Origin of the sequence: Gordonia sp. 'Campus' (genome assembly GCF_022206305.1) — a bacterium.
Taxonomy (GTDB): domain Bacteria; phylum Actinomycetota; class Actinomycetes; order Mycobacteriales; family Mycobacteriaceae; genus Gordonia.
This window is the reverse complement of sequence record NZ_JAKOIW010000019.1, coordinates 81,662-99,129: the sequence shown is the minus strand read 5'-3', so window position 1 is coordinate 99,129 and position 17,468 is coordinate 81,662. Positions and strand designations below refer to the sequence as shown.

At 60.7% G+C, this 17,468-nt stretch carries 14 protein-coding genes and 1 pseudogene; 6 read left to right on the top strand and 9 right to left on the bottom strand.

What is annotated here, in order from left to right:
- The 4 genes from MAY35_RS18670 to MAY35_RS18655 all read left to right on the top strand — a co-directional run.
- On the top strand, nt 1-756 hold a 756-nt coding region (locus MAY35_RS18670; RefSeq protein WP_238422780.1), incomplete at its 5' end, for a pentapeptide repeat-containing protein.
- 161 nt (nt 757-917) lie between these two features.
- Entirely contained in the window at nt 918-1,184 is a 267-nt protein-coding gene (locus tag MAY35_RS18665) for a type II toxin-antitoxin system Phd/YefM family antitoxin (RefSeq protein WP_064570723.1), read from the top strand.
- On the top strand, nt 1,181-1,471 hold the full coding sequence (locus tag MAY35_RS18660; protein ID WP_308192472.1) for a type II toxin-antitoxin system RelE/ParE family toxin: 291 nt from the start codon (nt 1,181-1,183) through the stop codon (nt 1,469-1,471). The genes MAY35_RS18665 and MAY35_RS18660 overlap by 4 nt, the downstream gene beginning before the upstream one ends.
- A gap of 43 nt (nt 1,472-1,514) precedes the next feature.
- Complete coding sequence (locus tag MAY35_RS18655) at nt 1,515-1,781, top strand: hypothetical protein (protein ID WP_238422779.1); 267 nt, start codon at nt 1,515-1,517, stop codon at nt 1,779-1,781.
- Between the two features lie 475 nt (nt 1,782-2,256).
- Here MAY35_RS18655 and MAY35_RS18650 read toward each other — a convergent pair whose 3' ends face one another.
- From MAY35_RS18650 to MAY35_RS18615, 8 genes are all read right to left on the bottom strand, one after another.
- Nucleotides 2,257-5,298 (bottom strand): RND family transporter, encoded by a 3,042-nt coding sequence (locus MAY35_RS18650; RefSeq protein WP_238422778.1) that lies wholly within the window; start codon nt 5,296-5,298, stop codon nt 2,257-2,259.
- Nucleotides 5,299-5,384: 86 nt separating this feature from the next.
- Nucleotides 5,385-6,002: a TetR/AcrR family transcriptional regulator gene (locus tag MAY35_RS18645; RefSeq protein ID WP_064572164.1), complete on the bottom strand. Its 618-nt coding sequence runs from the start codon at nt 6,000-6,002 to the stop codon at nt 5,385-5,387.
- A gap of 302 nt (nt 6,003-6,304) precedes the next feature.
- Complete coding sequence (locus MAY35_RS18640; protein WP_238422777.1) at nt 6,305-7,057, bottom strand: TetR/AcrR family transcriptional regulator; 753 nt, start codon at nt 7,055-7,057, stop codon at nt 6,305-6,307.
- A gap of 85 nt (nt 7,058-7,142) precedes the next feature.
- Nucleotides 7,143-8,048, bottom strand: a complete 906-nt coding sequence (locus tag MAY35_RS18635; RefSeq protein WP_064572152.1) for an alpha/beta fold hydrolase — start codon at nt 8,046-8,048, stop codon at nt 7,143-7,145.
- Nucleotides 8,038-9,111 (bottom strand): ferredoxin--NADP reductase, encoded by a 1,074-nt coding sequence (locus tag MAY35_RS18630; RefSeq protein WP_238422776.1) that lies wholly within the window; start codon nt 9,109-9,111, stop codon nt 8,038-8,040. The genes MAY35_RS18635 and MAY35_RS18630 overlap by 11 nt, the downstream gene beginning before the upstream one ends.
- Entirely contained in the window at nt 9,108-9,977 is an 870-nt protein-coding gene (locus MAY35_RS18625; RefSeq protein WP_238422775.1) for an SDR family oxidoreductase, read from the bottom strand. Before MAY35_RS18625 ends, MAY35_RS18630 begins: the two co-directional genes overlap by 4 nt.
- A gap of 46 nt (nt 9,978-10,023) precedes the next feature.
- Nucleotides 10,024-11,544, bottom strand: a complete 1,521-nt coding sequence (locus MAY35_RS18620) for an NAD(P)/FAD-dependent oxidoreductase (RefSeq protein ID WP_238422784.1) — start codon at nt 11,542-11,544, stop codon at nt 10,024-10,026.
- A 159-nt stretch (nt 11,545-11,703) separates the two neighbouring features.
- Entirely contained in the window at nt 11,704-12,672 is a 969-nt protein-coding gene (locus tag MAY35_RS18615) for a diiron oxygenase (RefSeq protein WP_238422774.1), read from the bottom strand.
- A gap of 132 nt (nt 12,673-12,804) precedes the next feature.
- On the opposite strand from MAY35_RS18615, the gene MAY35_RS18610 reads away from it, so the two are divergent.
- Together MAY35_RS18610 and MAY35_RS18605 are read left to right on the top strand one after the other, a co-directional pair.
- On the top strand, nt 12,805-13,143 hold the full coding sequence (locus MAY35_RS18610) for a DUF4873 domain-containing protein (RefSeq protein ID WP_064572173.1): 339 nt from the start codon (nt 12,805-12,807) through the stop codon (nt 13,141-13,143).
- A 79-nt stretch (nt 13,144-13,222) separates the two neighbouring features.
- Nucleotides 13,223-16,255: an RND family transporter gene (locus MAY35_RS18605; RefSeq protein WP_238422773.1), complete on the top strand. Its 3,033-nt coding sequence runs from the start codon at nt 13,223-13,225 to the stop codon at nt 16,253-16,255.
- A 183-nt stretch (nt 16,256-16,438) separates the two neighbouring features.
- Here MAY35_RS18605 and MAY35_RS18600 read toward each other — a convergent pair.
- A pseudogene (locus tag MAY35_RS18600) lies at nt 16,439-17,408 on the bottom strand (helix-turn-helix domain-containing protein); the annotation flags it as partial.
- Nucleotides 17,409-17,468 lie beyond the last annotated feature (60 nt).

The following is a 17,468-nucleotide window of genomic DNA, read 5'->3' as shown; positions in this document are numbered from 1 at the left end:
CCGCCACCGCCACCACCGCCGCCGACGTCCCGCCGTGACCGAGCGAAAGCGTGGTTGCGAGACCCGCCCTGGTGGGTCCGGGACATCGTCGTCGTTCTCCTTGTGTCTGTACTGGTCCTGCTCGCAACAGCGGAGATCGACGATCGGCGCGCAGAGACCGATCGCACCATCGCGGCGCGGGCGAATGCGCAGGCAGAACGCCTGGAGAACCTGAGATTCGTCCGAGAACGGTCCGATTGGTCTAATCCGGATCCGAAGACGGTCAGACCGTTCGGAGGACTAGACCTTGAACAGCAACACCTCGTCGGGTTGGTAATGACTAGGTCGGATCTGCGCAGCGCGAACCTTCGGGATGCGAACCTCACCGGTACAAACCTCGCCGCCTCGTTCGTTAACGATGCAGACTTCACAGGGGCAGACCTCGTACGCGCCGACCTCACCGGCGTGGACGCCGGCGGAGGAGAGGAGATTCGCGGACTCCGAGCTTCTGGCGCAGACCTAACGGACGCAACCGTATACGGCGCGAATCTCTTAGCGACGGACTTCCGCGGGGCCACGCTCACCCGCGCGGATCTCCGTTCAACGTCCCTCGACGGCTCCGACCTCTCGGGCGCGAAACTCACGGGCGCGAGACTTGCCTACACTACTCTCGGAGGGGCCAATCTCGAGCACGCCGATCTGACTGGTGTCTGCTGGAACTCTTTCACTGTATGGCCCAAAGGCTTCTCGCCGCCGCCTGAAAAGAGCTGCGACTAGTCTGGCTGCGCTCGCCCTAACCGAGCTGTCGTCATCCGACACGAGCCCCGAGAGGGCAACTTTTCACGGAGATGGCCGCCCGCCGGCTGCCCAGCTGCGCAAATGTCATAGTATCTATTATCGGCTAAAATTCTGGCTAGTTCAGCGGCGAGGCTGGATGCATGACGACAGTGCCTCTCGGTGAAGCCAAGGACAAGCTCTCCGCGCTCATCGACAGCGCCGAGAGCACGCACGACATCATCACCATCACCAAGCACGGCAAACCTGCCGCGGTGCTCATGTCAGCTGACGACCTCGAATCGCTGCACGAAACGATCTACTGGCTCTCACGCGTCGGCGCCCGCGACGCCGTCGCGGTCGCCGATGCCGACGGCCAAACTGTTTCCCTCGAGGATCTGCGCGCCGAACACGGTATGCCGCCCCGGTGAGCGACAAACCCACGGACTTGGCCGACCCGTACGGAGTCGAGGTCGCATCCCCCGCACGCCGCGACCTGCAACGACTTCCGTCGCGGATCGTCCGCGCCGTCATCGGGTTCATCTCCGGACCCCTCGCCGGCCACCCCCACCGACTCAGCAAACCGCTGCGCGACGACCTCGAAGGTCTTCACTGCGCACGCCGCGGCGACTACCGCATCCTGCTGCGCGTAGACGAACCCAACCACACCATCGTCATCGTCCGCATAGACCACCGCGCCCACGCCTGCCGCACTTAACCGGTTGCGCCGCAACTCATCTCTGACAACCATGAGGAGCAATGTGAACGACTCCGGCCGCACACTCGACCACGCCATCGACGCGCTCTACGACCCCATCAACGCCTTGCAACGCCAGGTCCTCGACATTGAACGCAGCTACCGCGACCTCGCGCAACGCGACGACCTCGCCGTTGACACCCTCGGCGCGCCCACCACCCCCGCCGAAGCCATCGCCGGCATCACCGAAGCCCTGGGATCTCTCCGCCACGCGCTCCGCGCCGCCGAAGAACACCGCGACAACGCCAAGCAGCATGCAGCACGTCTCTAACATTGACCGCTGGCGCCTGTCAGATCCTCGACTCAGGTCCGCGTCTTCAACCGGTGAGCTGGCCCTTTCGAAGGCGTCTTCGTGGCACGTTGCCCCAGTCGGACGTCGTTAGAACACGTAACCAGCAAACGGGGACTGCTCGTGATAGAGGCGCTGTCTGGTGGAGAGCAGCGGTGGAGCGAGCCTACGCCGGTCTAGCGCCGGTGCCGCATCATTCGGGCAACCGGCGCGGCGCCTTGCGCAGACCGCAGCGTTACCACCGGTGGTCTGCGCAAGGTGTTCTACATGGCGGCACTGCGCACCTCGTAGCGCGACGGGCCCTCCTGCGAGTTTTACCAGCGTCAACGACGCGAGGGGCGCTCGCGCGTGGGTCGGGTGGTGGTGCCGCGCCCGACCGTCGAGCGGGTGTCAGTCGATGAGGGAGGCGCGATGGCTGGATGACTGGCTGGGCCGGTCAGATTCGTTAGATGTGTTGCTAGCGGGATGCCGGACGCGTGTCGGTTCGGGTACTCGGCCACCAGCTTGCTCCACCGACAATTGTGGCGATGGTGGGCACGACGATGGTGCGCACAATAAAGGTGTCGAGCAAGAGACCAATGCCGATGATGAGTCCGACCTGGGTCATGATCGAGATGGATCCGGCCATGAGTCCGAACATGCTGGCAGCGAAGATGAGTCCGGCCGAGGTGATGACCGATCCGGTGTTGGTGACGGTTCGCAGGACCCCGATGCGGATGTTGTTTTGGGATTCTTCGCGTAGACGAGAGATGAGAAGCATGTTGTAGTCGGCGCCAACCGCGACGAGGACTATGAAGGCCAGTAGTGGCACGGGCCAGGCGATATCGGTTTTGAGAATGTGTTGAAAGATCAGGACGCCGATACCCATTGCCGCGGTGTAGTTGAGAACGACGGTGCCAAGAAGGTATAGGGGCGCGATGAGTGCGCGGAGCAGGAGGATCAAGATCAGGCCGACGATAGCGAGGGTGGCCAACGCTAGGAGTCGAAAGTCATCGGCGAGTAGACGTTGCAGATCGGCGTTGATGGCGGGGAACCCGGCTATCGCGATGTTGGAGTCCTGCAGGGTTGTGTTCGGTCTCGCGGCGCGTGCGACATCGGTGATTGTGGCAGCCAGCTGCATGGCCTCGGTGCTGTAGGGGTCGAAACTGGTTTGTATTGCGTATCGCACGGTATGGCCGTCGGGCGAGACAAACTGGCGAGCGACATCAACGAAACGGCGGTCTGAGTTGGCCTGAGGTGGGAGATAGAAGCCGGTTGCGGAGTCTGTTCCGGAGGTCTCGCGGGCGGAGGTTTGTAGCTGTGTGGCTAGCGTGGCCATCCCGGCGAGTTGTTGCAGGTTGCTGTCGATTAGCGCGGACACACCAGCGGCCAGCTCTCGTGATCCCGCCGCGAGTTGACTGATACCTGTTTGCAGTTGGGTGAGCTTGCCGGGAAGGTCTTGGCTGTTGATGCTTCCCAGCGTGGAGCCCAGGGAGTCGGCGGTTGAAGTGAGCTGATCGGTGATCGTTGCGATCGGTGTATCCAACTGCGCGAGTTGTGTTGACAGCGTGGTGAGCTGGTCGAGGGGTCCGTTGTTCAGTGCGGCGTCGAGATTGCGGGTCTGCGCGCGGAAAGCTTCGCACTGCGGGACTTGGGTGCACCAGGGCGCATTATCGAGGATTGGCAGGATCGAGGTCACTGTTGCCAGGGCTGCAGATGTTTGGCGAGTGAGCGCGGCCAACTGTGGGGCATTCTGAGAAGCGCGATCGAGTGCTGGTGCGGAGGCGGCGAGTTGGCGTAGAAGTGGCTGGTACTGCTGAATCTGTTGCCCAGTTGTGCTCGCCTGATCGAGGATGCCGGCCAGCGGTGCCAAGTTGGTGCGTACCTGGGTGTCGAGCTGAGTAAGCCCGTCAGCGAGTTGAAATGCGCCGGTACGTAGCTGCTCGAGGTCACCTCGGCGGTTCTGGCCATCGTCGACCGCACTCGCCAACCGGTTTCCGATCTGGCCGTTCTGCCAGGACAACTCAGCTTGCTCGAGCTTGTCCCCAGTGGGACGGGTAACGCCGATGACTCGAGTCACTCCTGGGATCTGGGATATACGTGAGGCCATTTGCTCAAGATCGGCCAGCCCGCTGGCAGTACGGAGATCGATTGGCGCATCTACAACGAGGAACTCAGTGATAGTGACGTCTTGAGGGAAATGACGGTTGAGCAACGCGTAGCCTTCGTTGCTGTCGGTTGTCGCGGGTTGCCCCTCACGATCGTCGAAGGTGATCTGGATGCTCATCGCGAAGACGCTGAGCACGACCAGCCCGACCAAGGTCAGTGCCAGCAGCGGCACAGGACGCCGAACGACGAGCACGGCGACGCGATTCCAGTACTTCCGCGTCAGATCTCGTCGGGGTGCGCCCCAGCCGAATCGTGCCGCCCACAGCAACACCGGTGGTAACAGGGTGATCGTGGCGAGGAATCCGATGAGGATGGCGATCGCGCATGCCGGACCCAAGGTAGAGAACACGCTGAGCTGACCAAATACCATCGCCAGAAAGGCCAGTGCCACCGTGGCAGCTGAAGCCAGGATGACCCGTCCAATGGTTGCTGTCGCGTCCACGAGAGCAACCTCAGTGGAGGCGCCCTGGCGCAGCCGTTCGTGATATCGACTGATGAAGAAGACTGAGTAGTCGACCCCTGCTCCAAGCAGAATGACGGTCATGAACGCGACGGTGAACTGCGACACCGGCATACCGAGCTCGCCGAGCGCGGACAAGATGCCACGGCCCACGCCGAGGCTGACGCCGATCACCAACAATGGCACCAGCGCGGTGAACAGCGATCGGTAAACGACCAACAGAATGATCGCGATAAGCGCCACCGTCGCCAGAGTGATCACGACTAAATCGCTTTCAGCACTCACGATCTGATCACTGAAAGTGGCCGTCGGTCCGGTGACATGAACAGTGGTGCCAGTACCCTCAAACACCCGATGCGCGGTTTGGCGCACGGTCTCCACAGCATGAGTGGCCGTTGGCCCCCCCAATGTTCCAGCTACCCCGACAGGCAGGTACCAGGCTTGCCCATCCTCACTCAACGCCTGACCGGCCGTCGTCGGATCGGAAAGCAAATCCCGCACCGACTGCACATCGTCGAAATTTTCGCGCAACTGCAGAACGAGCATGTCGTAGCGTTCCCGCGCCACGTCGGTGAACCCATTCGGATTCTCCATGGTCACGAGAACAGTGGTCTTGGCGCCCTTCTCGCCGAACGCGCCACCCATCTGATCGAGTGCTCGAAACGATGGAACCCCAGCAGGGATCGGATCAACCGACTGCTGCCGCACCACCGTCTCCAACTGGGGAAACAGAATCGCCAAGACGACACCCACGGCCACCCACACCCCGATGACGAGAGATCTGTGCGCCAAGGTGAACCGCGCCAACCGTCCCAGTGTTGTGCTGTACTCGCTGCGCTCCACCAACCGGCGCGCCGTCAAGCGCCCATCACTCGGACGTTGGACCACCATACGCAGCACCTCACCCTCGACCCAGCCCGCTTCTGAAACCGGCAGTAGCGTTACGGTACTAGCAGTAGCGTGGATGTGGAAGGGGGTTAGGTAATTTGGTGCCGCCGGTGGGCCGTGAGGAAATCGTCGACAAGTTGTTCGAGATCGTCAACGGTCATCGACCGAATACCCGTGAGCTTGGCAAAGATAAGGGGGCCTGCCAGCTGAGTGACTGCCATGGTCAGATCGAAGTTGTCGAGCTCAGCCGTGGCCACATCGGTCGTTAAAACTCGATCGAATGGCTCTCGATACTGCTCGACGACTCGACGGCGCAGTGGCGCGAGCGCGTTCTGCTCCCCGTCGGATTGCTCGGGTTGTTCGGGAAGCATTGCCAACCATGCCAGCGTCGTCAACTGCAGCGGTGCCTGCTCGATTAGTTCAGCTTGCCGCTGCATCAGCTTTAGCAGGTCATCGCGGATCGACGTCGTCATCGCGGGGGTCTCGGCCTGGGGTAACAACCGCTCGAAAGCAGCCGCCACCAGATCTGTGGAGCTCTCGAAGTGACGATACAAGGTAGTGCGAGCAACACGAGACAGTCGAGTGACCGCCTCCACGGTAACGGCTTCGACCCCGCCGCTGTTCAGCAAGGTCACAGCGGCATCCAACAAACGCTGGCGCGACCGAACCCGCCTCGGGTCAACATCGTCGAAATCGATGGTTTCCACCCTGGCCACTCCCTACGAAACCAAATCAAGAACCTCTGACTGCACAACAATACCGTCGGTAACAGAACGAAACAGCCAGTGGCGGTACCGATGGAAGGCTCGAGGGGGGGCCTTATGAGTGGCGCCACGACTGTGGCACTGTCGTCAACAGTACTGTCTGTAGCGCTTCGCTACTAAGATGAGCGGCGACCAAGGATGATCCCCCATGACAGCCAGCAGTCAGGATTGTGAAATGCGCTCCGTTTGTGTGAGCAGTTCTGCCGCGTGCGTGACTACAGGGCGGACCACCCGTACGAAGGGGATCAGACGGCGTCGAGGCGAGTGGCGAATCCAGGGTTGCCTAAGGGCCTGTCCCTATGAAATCGAACGCCTACTGTGGCCGCAGCGCCGTCTATGATCCCCCACGACGTCTGGCACAGGTGCGCGGCAAACATGTCCCTGCTCATTCCATTCTGCCGACCGTTATCGATCCACCACTGGGTCGCTGATAGGCCGGCCCCCAGGATGGAGGCTACTGCTACGGCGACGGGGGACTCCTCGGCACCGACCTCTCGGAGGCCACGTGCGAACTCGTCGGAAATAATCTCCATTGCCGATCTCAGCTGATCTGCGGCCCCACCCTCGCCGGACTCAGAGTACTGGAACATGTGGTTCGTCATGAGGAAACGGACGACCGCTGGATGTTCATCAACCAAGGATACGTATGCGGACACCGCTGAACGGAAAAGTTCGTCGACGGTGCTGTCTGCCTGTCCGGAGAGCAGAGTTGACTGCGCTGACTCCCACATCATAGAACCCAGACGGGCTGCCACGGCGGAGTAGAGCCCAGCCCTGTCACCGAAATGGCGGTAGAGCTTAGGCTTCGACGCACCAGCCTCTTCCGCAAAATCGTCCATGCTCACGGCATCGCCGAACTTTTCGATCGCGCGTATCGCTGCATCGACGAGTTCAGCTTTGACGACGGCGCGGTGGTCGTCCCAGCGCGTGCTTCGAGCGTCGCGCACACGTCGCTGCACTTTCACCGGGGCCGCGGAGATGCGACGGACTACAGACATGACCTCCTACGTTATCAGGATGGCTGACTTGTCGCGCCAGTGACGCACTAGCCAGTGAACATGGGTTGGGTCGACGAGACCCGCTTCAGGCGGATTTGTCTAATCTGGCCACGGCTGAATTGAAGTCTTCGACGGCCTCTAGGTTGGACATGTGACCGACTTTGTCAAGAAGAGTGAATTCAAATAGAACGCCCTTCCGACCCAGGCGCGCTGCGAGATCCACTGAATGGGTCGCTGGGGTCAGTCTGTCGGCATCACCTACGATGACCGTCGCCGGCACCTCCAGCGAGTCAACCCCCTTACTGACGTCGATTGTCGCCAACACTGAACCCCACATCCCGCGCACCTGTGGTGGGCATCGCAACACGATGTCGGCGCACTCATCGACTACCTCGGCAGTCGCGCCCGGGCCCAGGGTTCCGTAACGAATCAGGCGGCGAGACAAACGCGTGCCCTGCATCTCGGGTCCGGCGACTGCAAGACTGGCCGCGAAGGCCCGCTCAAGTCTCGGTCGTAGCTGTCGGGGAACCTTGAGCAATGTAGACCGATCCACCAACTGTGATGGCCCGGTGCTTGCCAGGACTACTCCGCGGGCCAGCTCCGAAACCGAGGCGGGGTACTCAGCCGCCCAACTCATGATGGACATGCCTCCCATGCTGTGTCCGACCACGACAGCCTTGTCGGCGGGAGTCGCCACTGCCCGGACTACGGCCTCCATATCATCGGCCAGGAGCTTCGCCGAGAACGGTACCCGGCCCCGGTCGCTCAACCCGTGTCCGCGTTGGTCGTAGACCACCACCCGATGCGTCGCCGCGAACTGCTCGACCTGCGGACGCCAGAAACGTCCCTGACAAGCCCAGCCGTGACTAAAGACTAGGAGCGGAGCATCCCGGCCCGGACCGAATTCCTGAGCGAACAACTTGGTCCCGTCGGAGGAAAGGACCTCGAGGTCACGCGATCCTCGCGACGCACTCGCTAACTCAGAGGTCATCGAAGCTCACCGTGACAGCATCCGTCAGCGGAAGTGCCTGGCATGCGAGCCGTTCACCGTCGGCAACATCATCCTCAACGAGGATGTGGTTTTGCGCCATTTCTACATCACCCTCGACCAGCTTGCATACACACGCGCTGCAGGCTCCTTCTCGGCAGGAGTACGGGGCATTGTGGCCTTGGGCCAGTAGCACGTCGAGCAACGGCGTGTTGCGCGGCCACTCAGTCGTGATGGACTGCCCATTCAGATAGACCGTAGCGGTCGCCACACCGTCGTCGTCACCAAGCTGACGCATCGTGGCTGTATCGAACGGATCCCCGGTCAGTGACTGGAAGACTTCTCGATGTACCGAGGAGTGCTCGACACCGCAGGCCTCCGCCGACTTCTGCACCAGATCCATGAACGGCGCCGGACCGCAGGTGAAAATCTGTGCACCGCGGTGCTCACGTATGGCGGACTCGACATTCTGAGGCGTCGGAATACCCATAGCCGACTCCAACCAATGGAAGACGGTGAAACGCTCAGGAAACTCGGAGACGATCTGCGTCAGTTGCCCCCCGTACATGATCGACTCGGCATCGCGGTTCGCGTAGAATAGTGTGACTTCGCCCCCGCCGCACACAAGTGCCGACTTAATCAGCGACAAGACCGGAGTGATCCCACTTCCTCCTGCGAAGAATAGAAAATCGACGTCGAGATTCTTCGCCGTGAAATGCCCTGACGGCGGGAGGACGGTCAATTCCATTCCCGTGATCGCGTTATCGCACAGCCAGTTCGATGCGTAACCGTTCTCGGTCCGCTTGATGCCGATCTCGAGACGGAAGTCGTCGACGTGAGGCGAGCTGCTCAATGAGTAGCACCGTGCGACATGACCGGTCCGATCAGATGGGATCTTGACGGTGATGAATTGCCCTGGGGTATGCTTGAACTCCTCGACCATGGCGTCGGGGATTTCGAACGAAATGGTAACGGAGTCTTTCGTTTCCTGGATCACTTCCGAGACGGTTAAGGTGCGTGAGCGGGCCGCCGCGGCAGCCGGACGTGAATCGGGTTCGACGGTCACTTGAGGATCCCCTGTCTACGTGCGACCGCGTAACCCGCTCGTGTCAGTGGAGCCGCGATGTCCTGGTAGCGGGGACCGATCACCCGTGCCACGAAGTCGAAACCGCGGGCGTCCGCACCGATCAGCACTCGCGCTCTCTTCTTGTCCATACCTTTCAGGATTGTCGCCGCTGCTTTCTCTGGGGTGCTTCGTGCGATCTTGTCGAACAGCGAGGCGACAGTCGCGGTGTCTGCCCCCATGGCGGAGACGCCTCTGGCATTGTTGACGATATTGGTTTTTACCCCCCCCGGGTGCACACAGGTCACTGTGACCGGGTAACGACTGATCTTCATCTCCTGTCGGAGCGCCTCGGTAAAGCCTCTGACGCCGAATTTCGCGGCATTATAGGCGCTTTGGCTGGGGATTCCGACCAAGCCGAACACGCTCGATGTGTTGATGAGATGTCCGTCCCCGGACGCGATCAGGTGAGGCAGAAACGCCTTTGACCCGTTCACGACTCCGCCAAAGTTGATGCCCATGAGCCAGTCGAAGTCTTCCCAGGCCATGTCGACTACGTCGACGCCCAAAGCCACGCCGGCGTTGTTGAACACCATGTCTACGTGGCCGGACTCTGACCGCACTGCGTCGGCATAGTCCTGAAAAGCAGCACGGTCCGCAACGTCTAACACGGCGGCGGTTACCGTTGCCCCATGCGTGGTGCGGCAAAGTTCTGCAGTCTCCTTCAAGTGCATCTCATCAACGTCGGACAGTGCCAATGCCGCACCTCGCTTCGCCAACTGGAGTGCCAGAGATCGCCCGATCCCTGACGCAGCACCGGTGACCACTGCCACCTTGCCGGTATAGTCATGCCGATTAGAACTGCTCACCGTCGTCCCACCATCTCTTCGAATCGTGTCTCCGTGCGTTCGGGCATCAGGCGATGTCGTACTCGGCGGGCTCGAAATCTTTCGTGGCGCGCCAGTACTGCCAGGTGAAGCCCGGCCACACGGTGCGGTTGACGCCCTTCGAATCGAGATACCAACTCGTGCAGCCGCCGTTGGTCCACACTCCCTTGGCCAGCTTCCGCTGGATGTCGGTGTTGAAACGTTCCTGCACGGACGGGCGTACGTCGACCTTCTCAGCGCCTCGGCGTTCTACTGCGTCGATTGCCTTCATGATGTACTTGATCTGCTGCTCAATCATGAACACCACGGAGTTGTGGCCGAGGCCCGTGTTGGGTCCGAGGAGGAAAAACAGGTTGGGAAAACCCTCGGTCGTGATGCCCAGGTGCGTATTAATGCCAGTCTGATGCCAATGGGACGGGAGATCCTCGCCACTGGCGCCCTTGAGGGCGAGCTGATCGAAACCGTCAGTCACGTGAAAACCGGTCGCATAAATTATAACGTCCACGAGATGCTCGACACCGTCTGAAGTAATGATGGAATCAGCGGTCACCTTCTCAATCCGGTCGCTGATGACAGTGGTGTTAGGTGCCGCAAGCGCCGGGTAATAGTCGTTTGACCCCAGAATCCGCTTACAGCCGATACGATACGACGGGGTCAGTTTCTTGCGCAATGCCGGATCAGTGATGGAGCGTTCGATGTTCCATTGAGCGACCTTTTCAATTGGCCGCATGAGGTTAGAGTGACCGTTGAGGCCGAAGGCCAGGCTCTCCGCACCCCAGTACACCGACCACCTGGCGATACGACGTGCAATCGGGAGTTTACTCAGAAGAGTCCGCAGGGCCGGCGGAACGGAGAAATTCTTGCGGGGTAGGACCCAGGCGGGGGTTCGCTGGAATACCTTGAGGGACATGGCCTCCTTCTGCACGAAAGGTACAAACTGGATAGCGCTGGCGCCAGTGCCGATCACGGCGACACGCTTGCCCTCTAGATCCACCGAATGATCCCACTGTGCGGAGTGAAACGCGTCGCCTTTAAAGTCCGCAATACCCGAAATTTCGGGGAAATTGGGGATATGCAGCGCGCCGACTCCTGACACCACGAACTGAGCAATGTACTCACGTCCGGACTCAGTGCGCAGGTGCCACCGCGACTCCGACTCGCTCCAGTATCCAGAAACCAATTTCTGGCCGAAATGAATCTTTTGTGTCACGCCACGCTTATCCGCGACATCCTGTAGATACCGCTCAATTTCTGGCTGTGATGACCACACCTTCGACCAGCTACCTCGACTCTCGAATGAGTACGAGTACATCAGCGACGGAACGTCACATGCACAGCCTGGATAGGTGTTGTCGCGCCAGGTCCCGCCGACGGAGCTGGCCTTTTCCAGAATCAGAAAATCGCTATACCCGCGACGTCTAAGCTGCGCGGCCATCCCGAGACCAGAGAACCCGCTTCCAATAATCAGAATCTTGGTGGAAATCGGGTCGTTGGTTGAATCCGTCTTGGCGGTTGCGCGCGTGGCGCGCCGGGTAGTCGATGATGCCATGGTTATGCTTTCTCCCTCGTAGGTTGGATCGCACAACACATCACCTGCGCACAGTGGCGGCAGGTGATCTGTTGAGGCGGAAGTGATCGCGAAGCGATCGAGCATGCTTCGCGCGGGTCTATAGTGTCGATCACGACGTCACGGTCGCGTGAACGGAGATCAGCGAAGATCGTCGGGAAGGCTGCGCGTCGCACGCCACATGGCCATTGTGAATTTGCCTTCCAACATTCCCGCCTCATGGAAGAACCGAATCATGGGCTCAGACATAAATTGCAGGTTGGTTCGGTAGTTTGGGCTGGTCTGCTGCGCCCACACGCCACGCCAGCGACTAATTCCCACTGCGGGGTACACTTTCGGATTGATGAGCAGCGGGTACGCCAGGTTCGCGATGACGGCGAGCACGCCTCGGTGCCAGGCGCGCGTTGCCTTACGACGACGCTGCATGCCTTCGATCATCTCCAGTCGCGCAAAGGTAATGTGGCGGGCTTCCTCAAGGACGTGGATCTTCATGAGCTGGCGAAGCTGCGGCTGCATGTTGGGGTCGTTCATCGCCTCGCGTTGGGCGCGGTCCAGGATTTCCTCGATCAACAGCGTAGCTCCAGACACCGACGGCCCGAGAGGGACGAAATGCAGGATCTTCGCGAAGCTTAAGAAGCCCTTAGGAAGCTTGTAGGGGGGCACGCCCGTCTTGTTGATGAGGCGCGCGAACATAGTGGAGTGGCGGGACTCATCGCCGATCTCTGTCAACGCGTATAGAGACTTCTGATCGGTTAAAGCCCCCTTCGCCGACATGCGCAGAAGCGCTGAACTCAACAGATTCTCTGCGTAGATGCCGAAACTGAGGATGCTTACGATCTCATGGCGCCCCAACTCGCGGCGCTGCTCCTCAGTCATCTTGTCCCACAGCCTGGTGCCGTATAGCGACACTCGATGCTCTGGCAGAAAGCACTTGCCGTCCTCCCAGGGCGACTCCCAGTCGATGTCGATCTCCGCGTCGTAGAACTTCTCTGCGGAAGACCGCAGCAATCGACCCGCAGATCGTTCCATGTCGACGGGCTTACGCCCGTTCACCCGAGCCATGCCCTCCTTCGAAAAGTCGGGGTTCATCTGGACATCCTGCACGGTCATGTCGTCTCCTCGGTCGTTCAAGGCTGGGAGTTGGGTCTGGCGCCCAGTACCCATTACTCGTAGTATCTGGTACTGCTAGTATCCACGAACTGCGATATTTGTCAACGCTCAGTGCGAAGAAGGTAGGACTGTATGTCTGACGACCATGACCTCGACTACTCCGGCGAAGGGACCCTGGTGTGCCGCGGGGCGGAGATCCATGTCGAAGCGAAGATCAAAGGCTATTTCCAGCCGCTGAACGGCCTGTACACCTGGTATGGCCGTATTCAGAAGAATGAAGAGCTCGACGGTCTCCTGAAAGGCGCTCGCGCGATCGCTGTGTTTACGACCCCCGAGGGCCGAGCGGAGTGTGTCGTCGGGGATCCCGACTTCTGGGGCCGATACCGCATCTCAGGCAAGAGCACTCCCCCATACCACCTGCCCACCACTCTCGAGGAAGTCGAGAACATGGTCGAGCATCACCACAAGTGACAATCATCCACCGCATGGACGTTCGCGAAACGGGTCCGCACGATTGGGTCGCCCACTGTAGGTCGAGAGGATATTGCACATGGTGAGTTCGTCTCCCATTCGAACCCGCCCGTCGAGAGGGGGCGAGAGACTCGGCGAGTACAGTCCGACCCTTGAGCGGGTTGCATGGTTTACCCTCCGGCGCAAAGGAATTGTGACGCTGGTCTGGCTCGGCGCTGCTATCGGCTTAGGCCTTGTCTTTCCTCAACTGGAGTCGGTGGTCAGGGAACAATCTGTGGATCCAATCCCGGCCGGAGTCCCGTCTTTTCAGACCTTGGACCGTATGGGTGCCTCGTTCGACGAGCGCGGCGCCAAGACCACTGTATTCGTTGTGATGGAGAGCAGTGCAGGCCTGTCCGACAACACCCGCGATCGATATCACGTGCTTGTCGACACCCTGCGGGCGGACGACAGGCACGTCATCGCTGTCCGGGACCTGCTGAGCGATCCCCTCACCGCAAGTCAGGCTCTCAGCAAAGACAAGCAAGCCTGGTATCTGCCCGTGGGAGTGGCCGGCACACTCGGGGGACCCGATACCGCGGAGGCGGTCGCAGCGGTGCGTGAGATCGCTGAGAGTATCTTTCGTGACAGTGGGACGACAGTCCGTGTGACAGGCCCGCCCGCGACCTTTAGCGACCAACTCGCCGTGGGCGAGTCGGATCTGGTCCTGATCACTGTTGCCACCGTGCTGCTGATCGCCGTGATCCTCCTGATCGTCTATCGTTCGGTCTTCACCGCGCTGATGCCGCTGCTTGTCGTGGGCATGAGCTTGGCTGTGGGTCGCGGAGTTCTATCTGGACTGGGCGAGCTGGGCATGCCGGTATCCCAGTTCACATCAATGTTCATGACCGTCATCATCTTCGGTGCCGGAGTTGACTATTCGGTGTTCCTCATCAGCCGCTATCATGAAGGTATTCGAGCGGGTTACTCTCCTGATGTCGCTATCGCCCACGCGAATGCAACTATCGGCCGCGTGGTTCTAGCGTCGGCGGGCACTGTGGCCCTAGCGTTCCTGGCTATGGCCTTCGCCAAGCTCAGTGTGTTTAACACTTTGGGTCCGGCCTGCGCAATCGCCATAGCGTTCGCATTCTTGGCGACGGTGACATTGCTGCCCCTCGTACTCTCTTTCGCTGCCAAGAAAGGTGCCGGCCTTCCCCGCCGTGACCTGACGCGGGATTACTGGAGAAGAGTCGGAGTCATGGTTATCCGGCGGCCGGTCCCTCTGCTCGCGATCAGTGTGGTCGTGTTGATCGGCCTCGCCATGGTCGCCGCAACAATTCAGATCACCTACGACGATCGCGAGGGGCAGCCAACTGACACAGGGAGCAACGAAGGATACGCGCTTCTCAACCGCCACTTCCCGAAAGACATCATCATCTCAGAATTCTTGGTGGTGGAGTCCGAGAACGACATGCGCACGGCTCAGGGCCTTGCCGACCTCGACCAGCTAGCCTCCCGCGTCGCGCAGATTCCCGGCGTGACCAGGGTCATTGGCGTGACGCGGCCGACCGGTGAGAAGCTAGAGCAGGCGCAATTATCTTGGCAGAATGATCAGATCGGTACCAAGATCACCGAGGAGACCGGTGATGGACAGGCCCGCAAGGATGATCTGGCCGTCCTGAAGACGGGGTCAGAGCAGCTCGCCGGAGGCCTGGCACTGTTAGAAGACCAGATATCCTCCAACCTCGCTCCGCTGTCGGGGTTGCTCGACGAGGTGTCGTCATTTGGCCCGCAGCTCGACGAGTATCGGCCGCTTGTGAACCAACTGGCGAACGCTGCCCCAAGGCTTAGACAGTTTTCCAAGCAAGCGCCTGAGCTGTCTCAACTCGCACGTCGGGCCCAGTCTGCGGCAGATGCGGTCGCGCCGGCGTTGTCCGCGTTAGACAATCCGTGGTGCCAGCAGATCGCGCAGTGCTCGGCACTGCGCGCGCAAACGGCCGACATCCGGGCACTCGCGGATGATCAGTCGCTTGGGAGGGTGGCTGACTTTGCCGCGCAGCTCGGCCGCGTGAGTGCGCCAGGCTCGACCAACATTGCACAGCTGCAGCGTTCTCTTCAAACGCTGGATTCTGCACTACAAGCCATCGGCGGACAGGACCTGGGGAACAGGCTCTCGCAACTCGAATCCGGCGTCGGCGCACTTGCCGACGGCGCGCGTCAGTTGTCGAACGGAGTCGGTGCTCTGGTGGACAGCAACCTTCAGCTACTCAGTGGACTGGCACAGGTCGCCGCACAGCTTCGGGCTCCCGCACGGGAGGTCGGCGATTCTGACTCGGCAACCGGCTTCTATCTCCCCGCGGATGCGTTCAAGGACCAGCAGTTCAGTCAGGTCGCTCGACAGTTCATCTCGTCCGACGGGAAAACCGTGCGCTATGCGGTACAGACCGCCTACGACCCATACTCTGCCGATGCAATGACGCTGGCGAACGAGCTGTCCAGCGTCGCCGAGAACGCGATGCCGAACACCACTCTGGAGGGCGGACGTGCTTCTGTTGCGGGCTTTCCTGCGATCAATTCCGACGTCCAGCGGCTGTTGTCGTACGATTTCAAACTGCTCGGCATAGCCACCCTTCTCATCGTGGGTCTGATCCTGATGCTGCTGTTGCGGGCCGTCGTTGCACCTGTCTATCTCCTTGCAACCGTCGTCTTGAACTACATGGCGGCTCTCGGTATTGGTGTGCTCGTACTTCAACACATCCTCGGTGCCGGGATCGCCTGGCCCGTGCCACTGGTGTCGTTCATTGTCTTGGTGGCGGTGGGCGCCGACTACAACATGCTGCTGGTGTCACGGCTGAGAGAGGAAACGAGGTGGAGCGTGCGGGTCGGCGTAATGCGTACCGTCGCTTACACCGGGTCGGTCATCACCTCGGCTGGGTTGATATTCGCGGCCAGCATGTTTGGGCTGATGGTCGGGTCCATCGATGTGATGGTGCAAATCGGGTTCATCATCGGTGTCGGTTTGCTGCTCGACACGTTCCTGGTGCGGACCTTAGTAGTCCCGGCGCTAGCGGTGCTGCTGGGCACTGCGAGCTGGTGGCCGGGTGACATCGACCGTTTCCGGCTCGCCCCTTGACCATCGCAAAAGTCACGCGGACGGACAAACTCACGCGGACGGACCCATGGGGATCTGACAAGCGTCGGTCGCTGAATATCCCGACCATTCCGTCAACAGGTAGGAGGGGCATAAGCATGACGCAGCACCGTCGGCCGTGATAGATGAGTTGCGTCCTAATTCAAACGCTAGCTGCACTGACCTTGGTACGCGGCTGGCTGGTGGTTGCCTTCCGAGTGCGGTTGACCGCGGTGATGATTGTAGTTGTGTAGCCGTACCGGAAACTGTGCACAGGGTTCGGCGTCCCCTGGTGTACAGGCGGCCATTGGCCCGGTCATCGGCTAGGGTTCGGTGAAGCCGCTTAGCCTTGCCATTAATTGTGACGATACGGTCGGGTGCGCCGGTGGATGATCGACGGCCCCCGGGGTATGGGTGAAGACATGGGAGCGGTGGCACGAGCCGTTGTCTCAATACTATCCGTACCTCGGTGCCACTGTCCGCGAACCATTCCTGGGCCTCGAGCCCGTAATTCGGTGGCGGTGTGCTGACCTTCGTCGGCCAGGACGATCTCGGAGTAGGTCAGATGTGTTGGGCATTGATCGCGGTGGGCAGCAAATGAGAGCGGCGCACCGACTGGTCGTACTTGTTCGCTTGGCCGCTGCTTCTGTCGGTGTGAGGATGGTGGTTGCCGACGGTGCAACCGAGTTTGCGCCAACCACCGTCCGGCGAGGATCTTGCCCAGCTTCTCCACGTCGACTGCACCAGATCACCCGGGTGGTCGGCCCTAATGCGTCGGACTACCCGCGCGGCGAGTCGGTCTGCCAGCACAGCTGGGCCAGCACAGCCGGGCCAGCCCTAGCGGGCGAGAACCCGGTACACGGTCGATACGTTCAGGCCGACGAGGTCGGCGATGCGGGCCGGGTCCCAGTGGCGCAACACTCGGGCTTTGATGAAGCGGCGTTCGGTGCGATTGGGGCTGTTAGTGCGGACGACAGTTGCGATGGACCAGCCCGGCCGGGCCGTGTTCGCGGTAGCGGGTGGGCCACCGCTGGGCGGTAGTCGGTTCGACTTGAAAGCGTGCAGCGGCAGGGCGAATCGACCAGCCTTCGTCGACGACAGATTGGGCAAGTCGTAGGCGACCGAGTGCGGTCAAAGGGGCGTTACGGTGAGACACCCAGATCTTTTGAGTTGAGCGGTGCTGACCTATGCAGTTCGCACTTCACTCGGAGGTCTT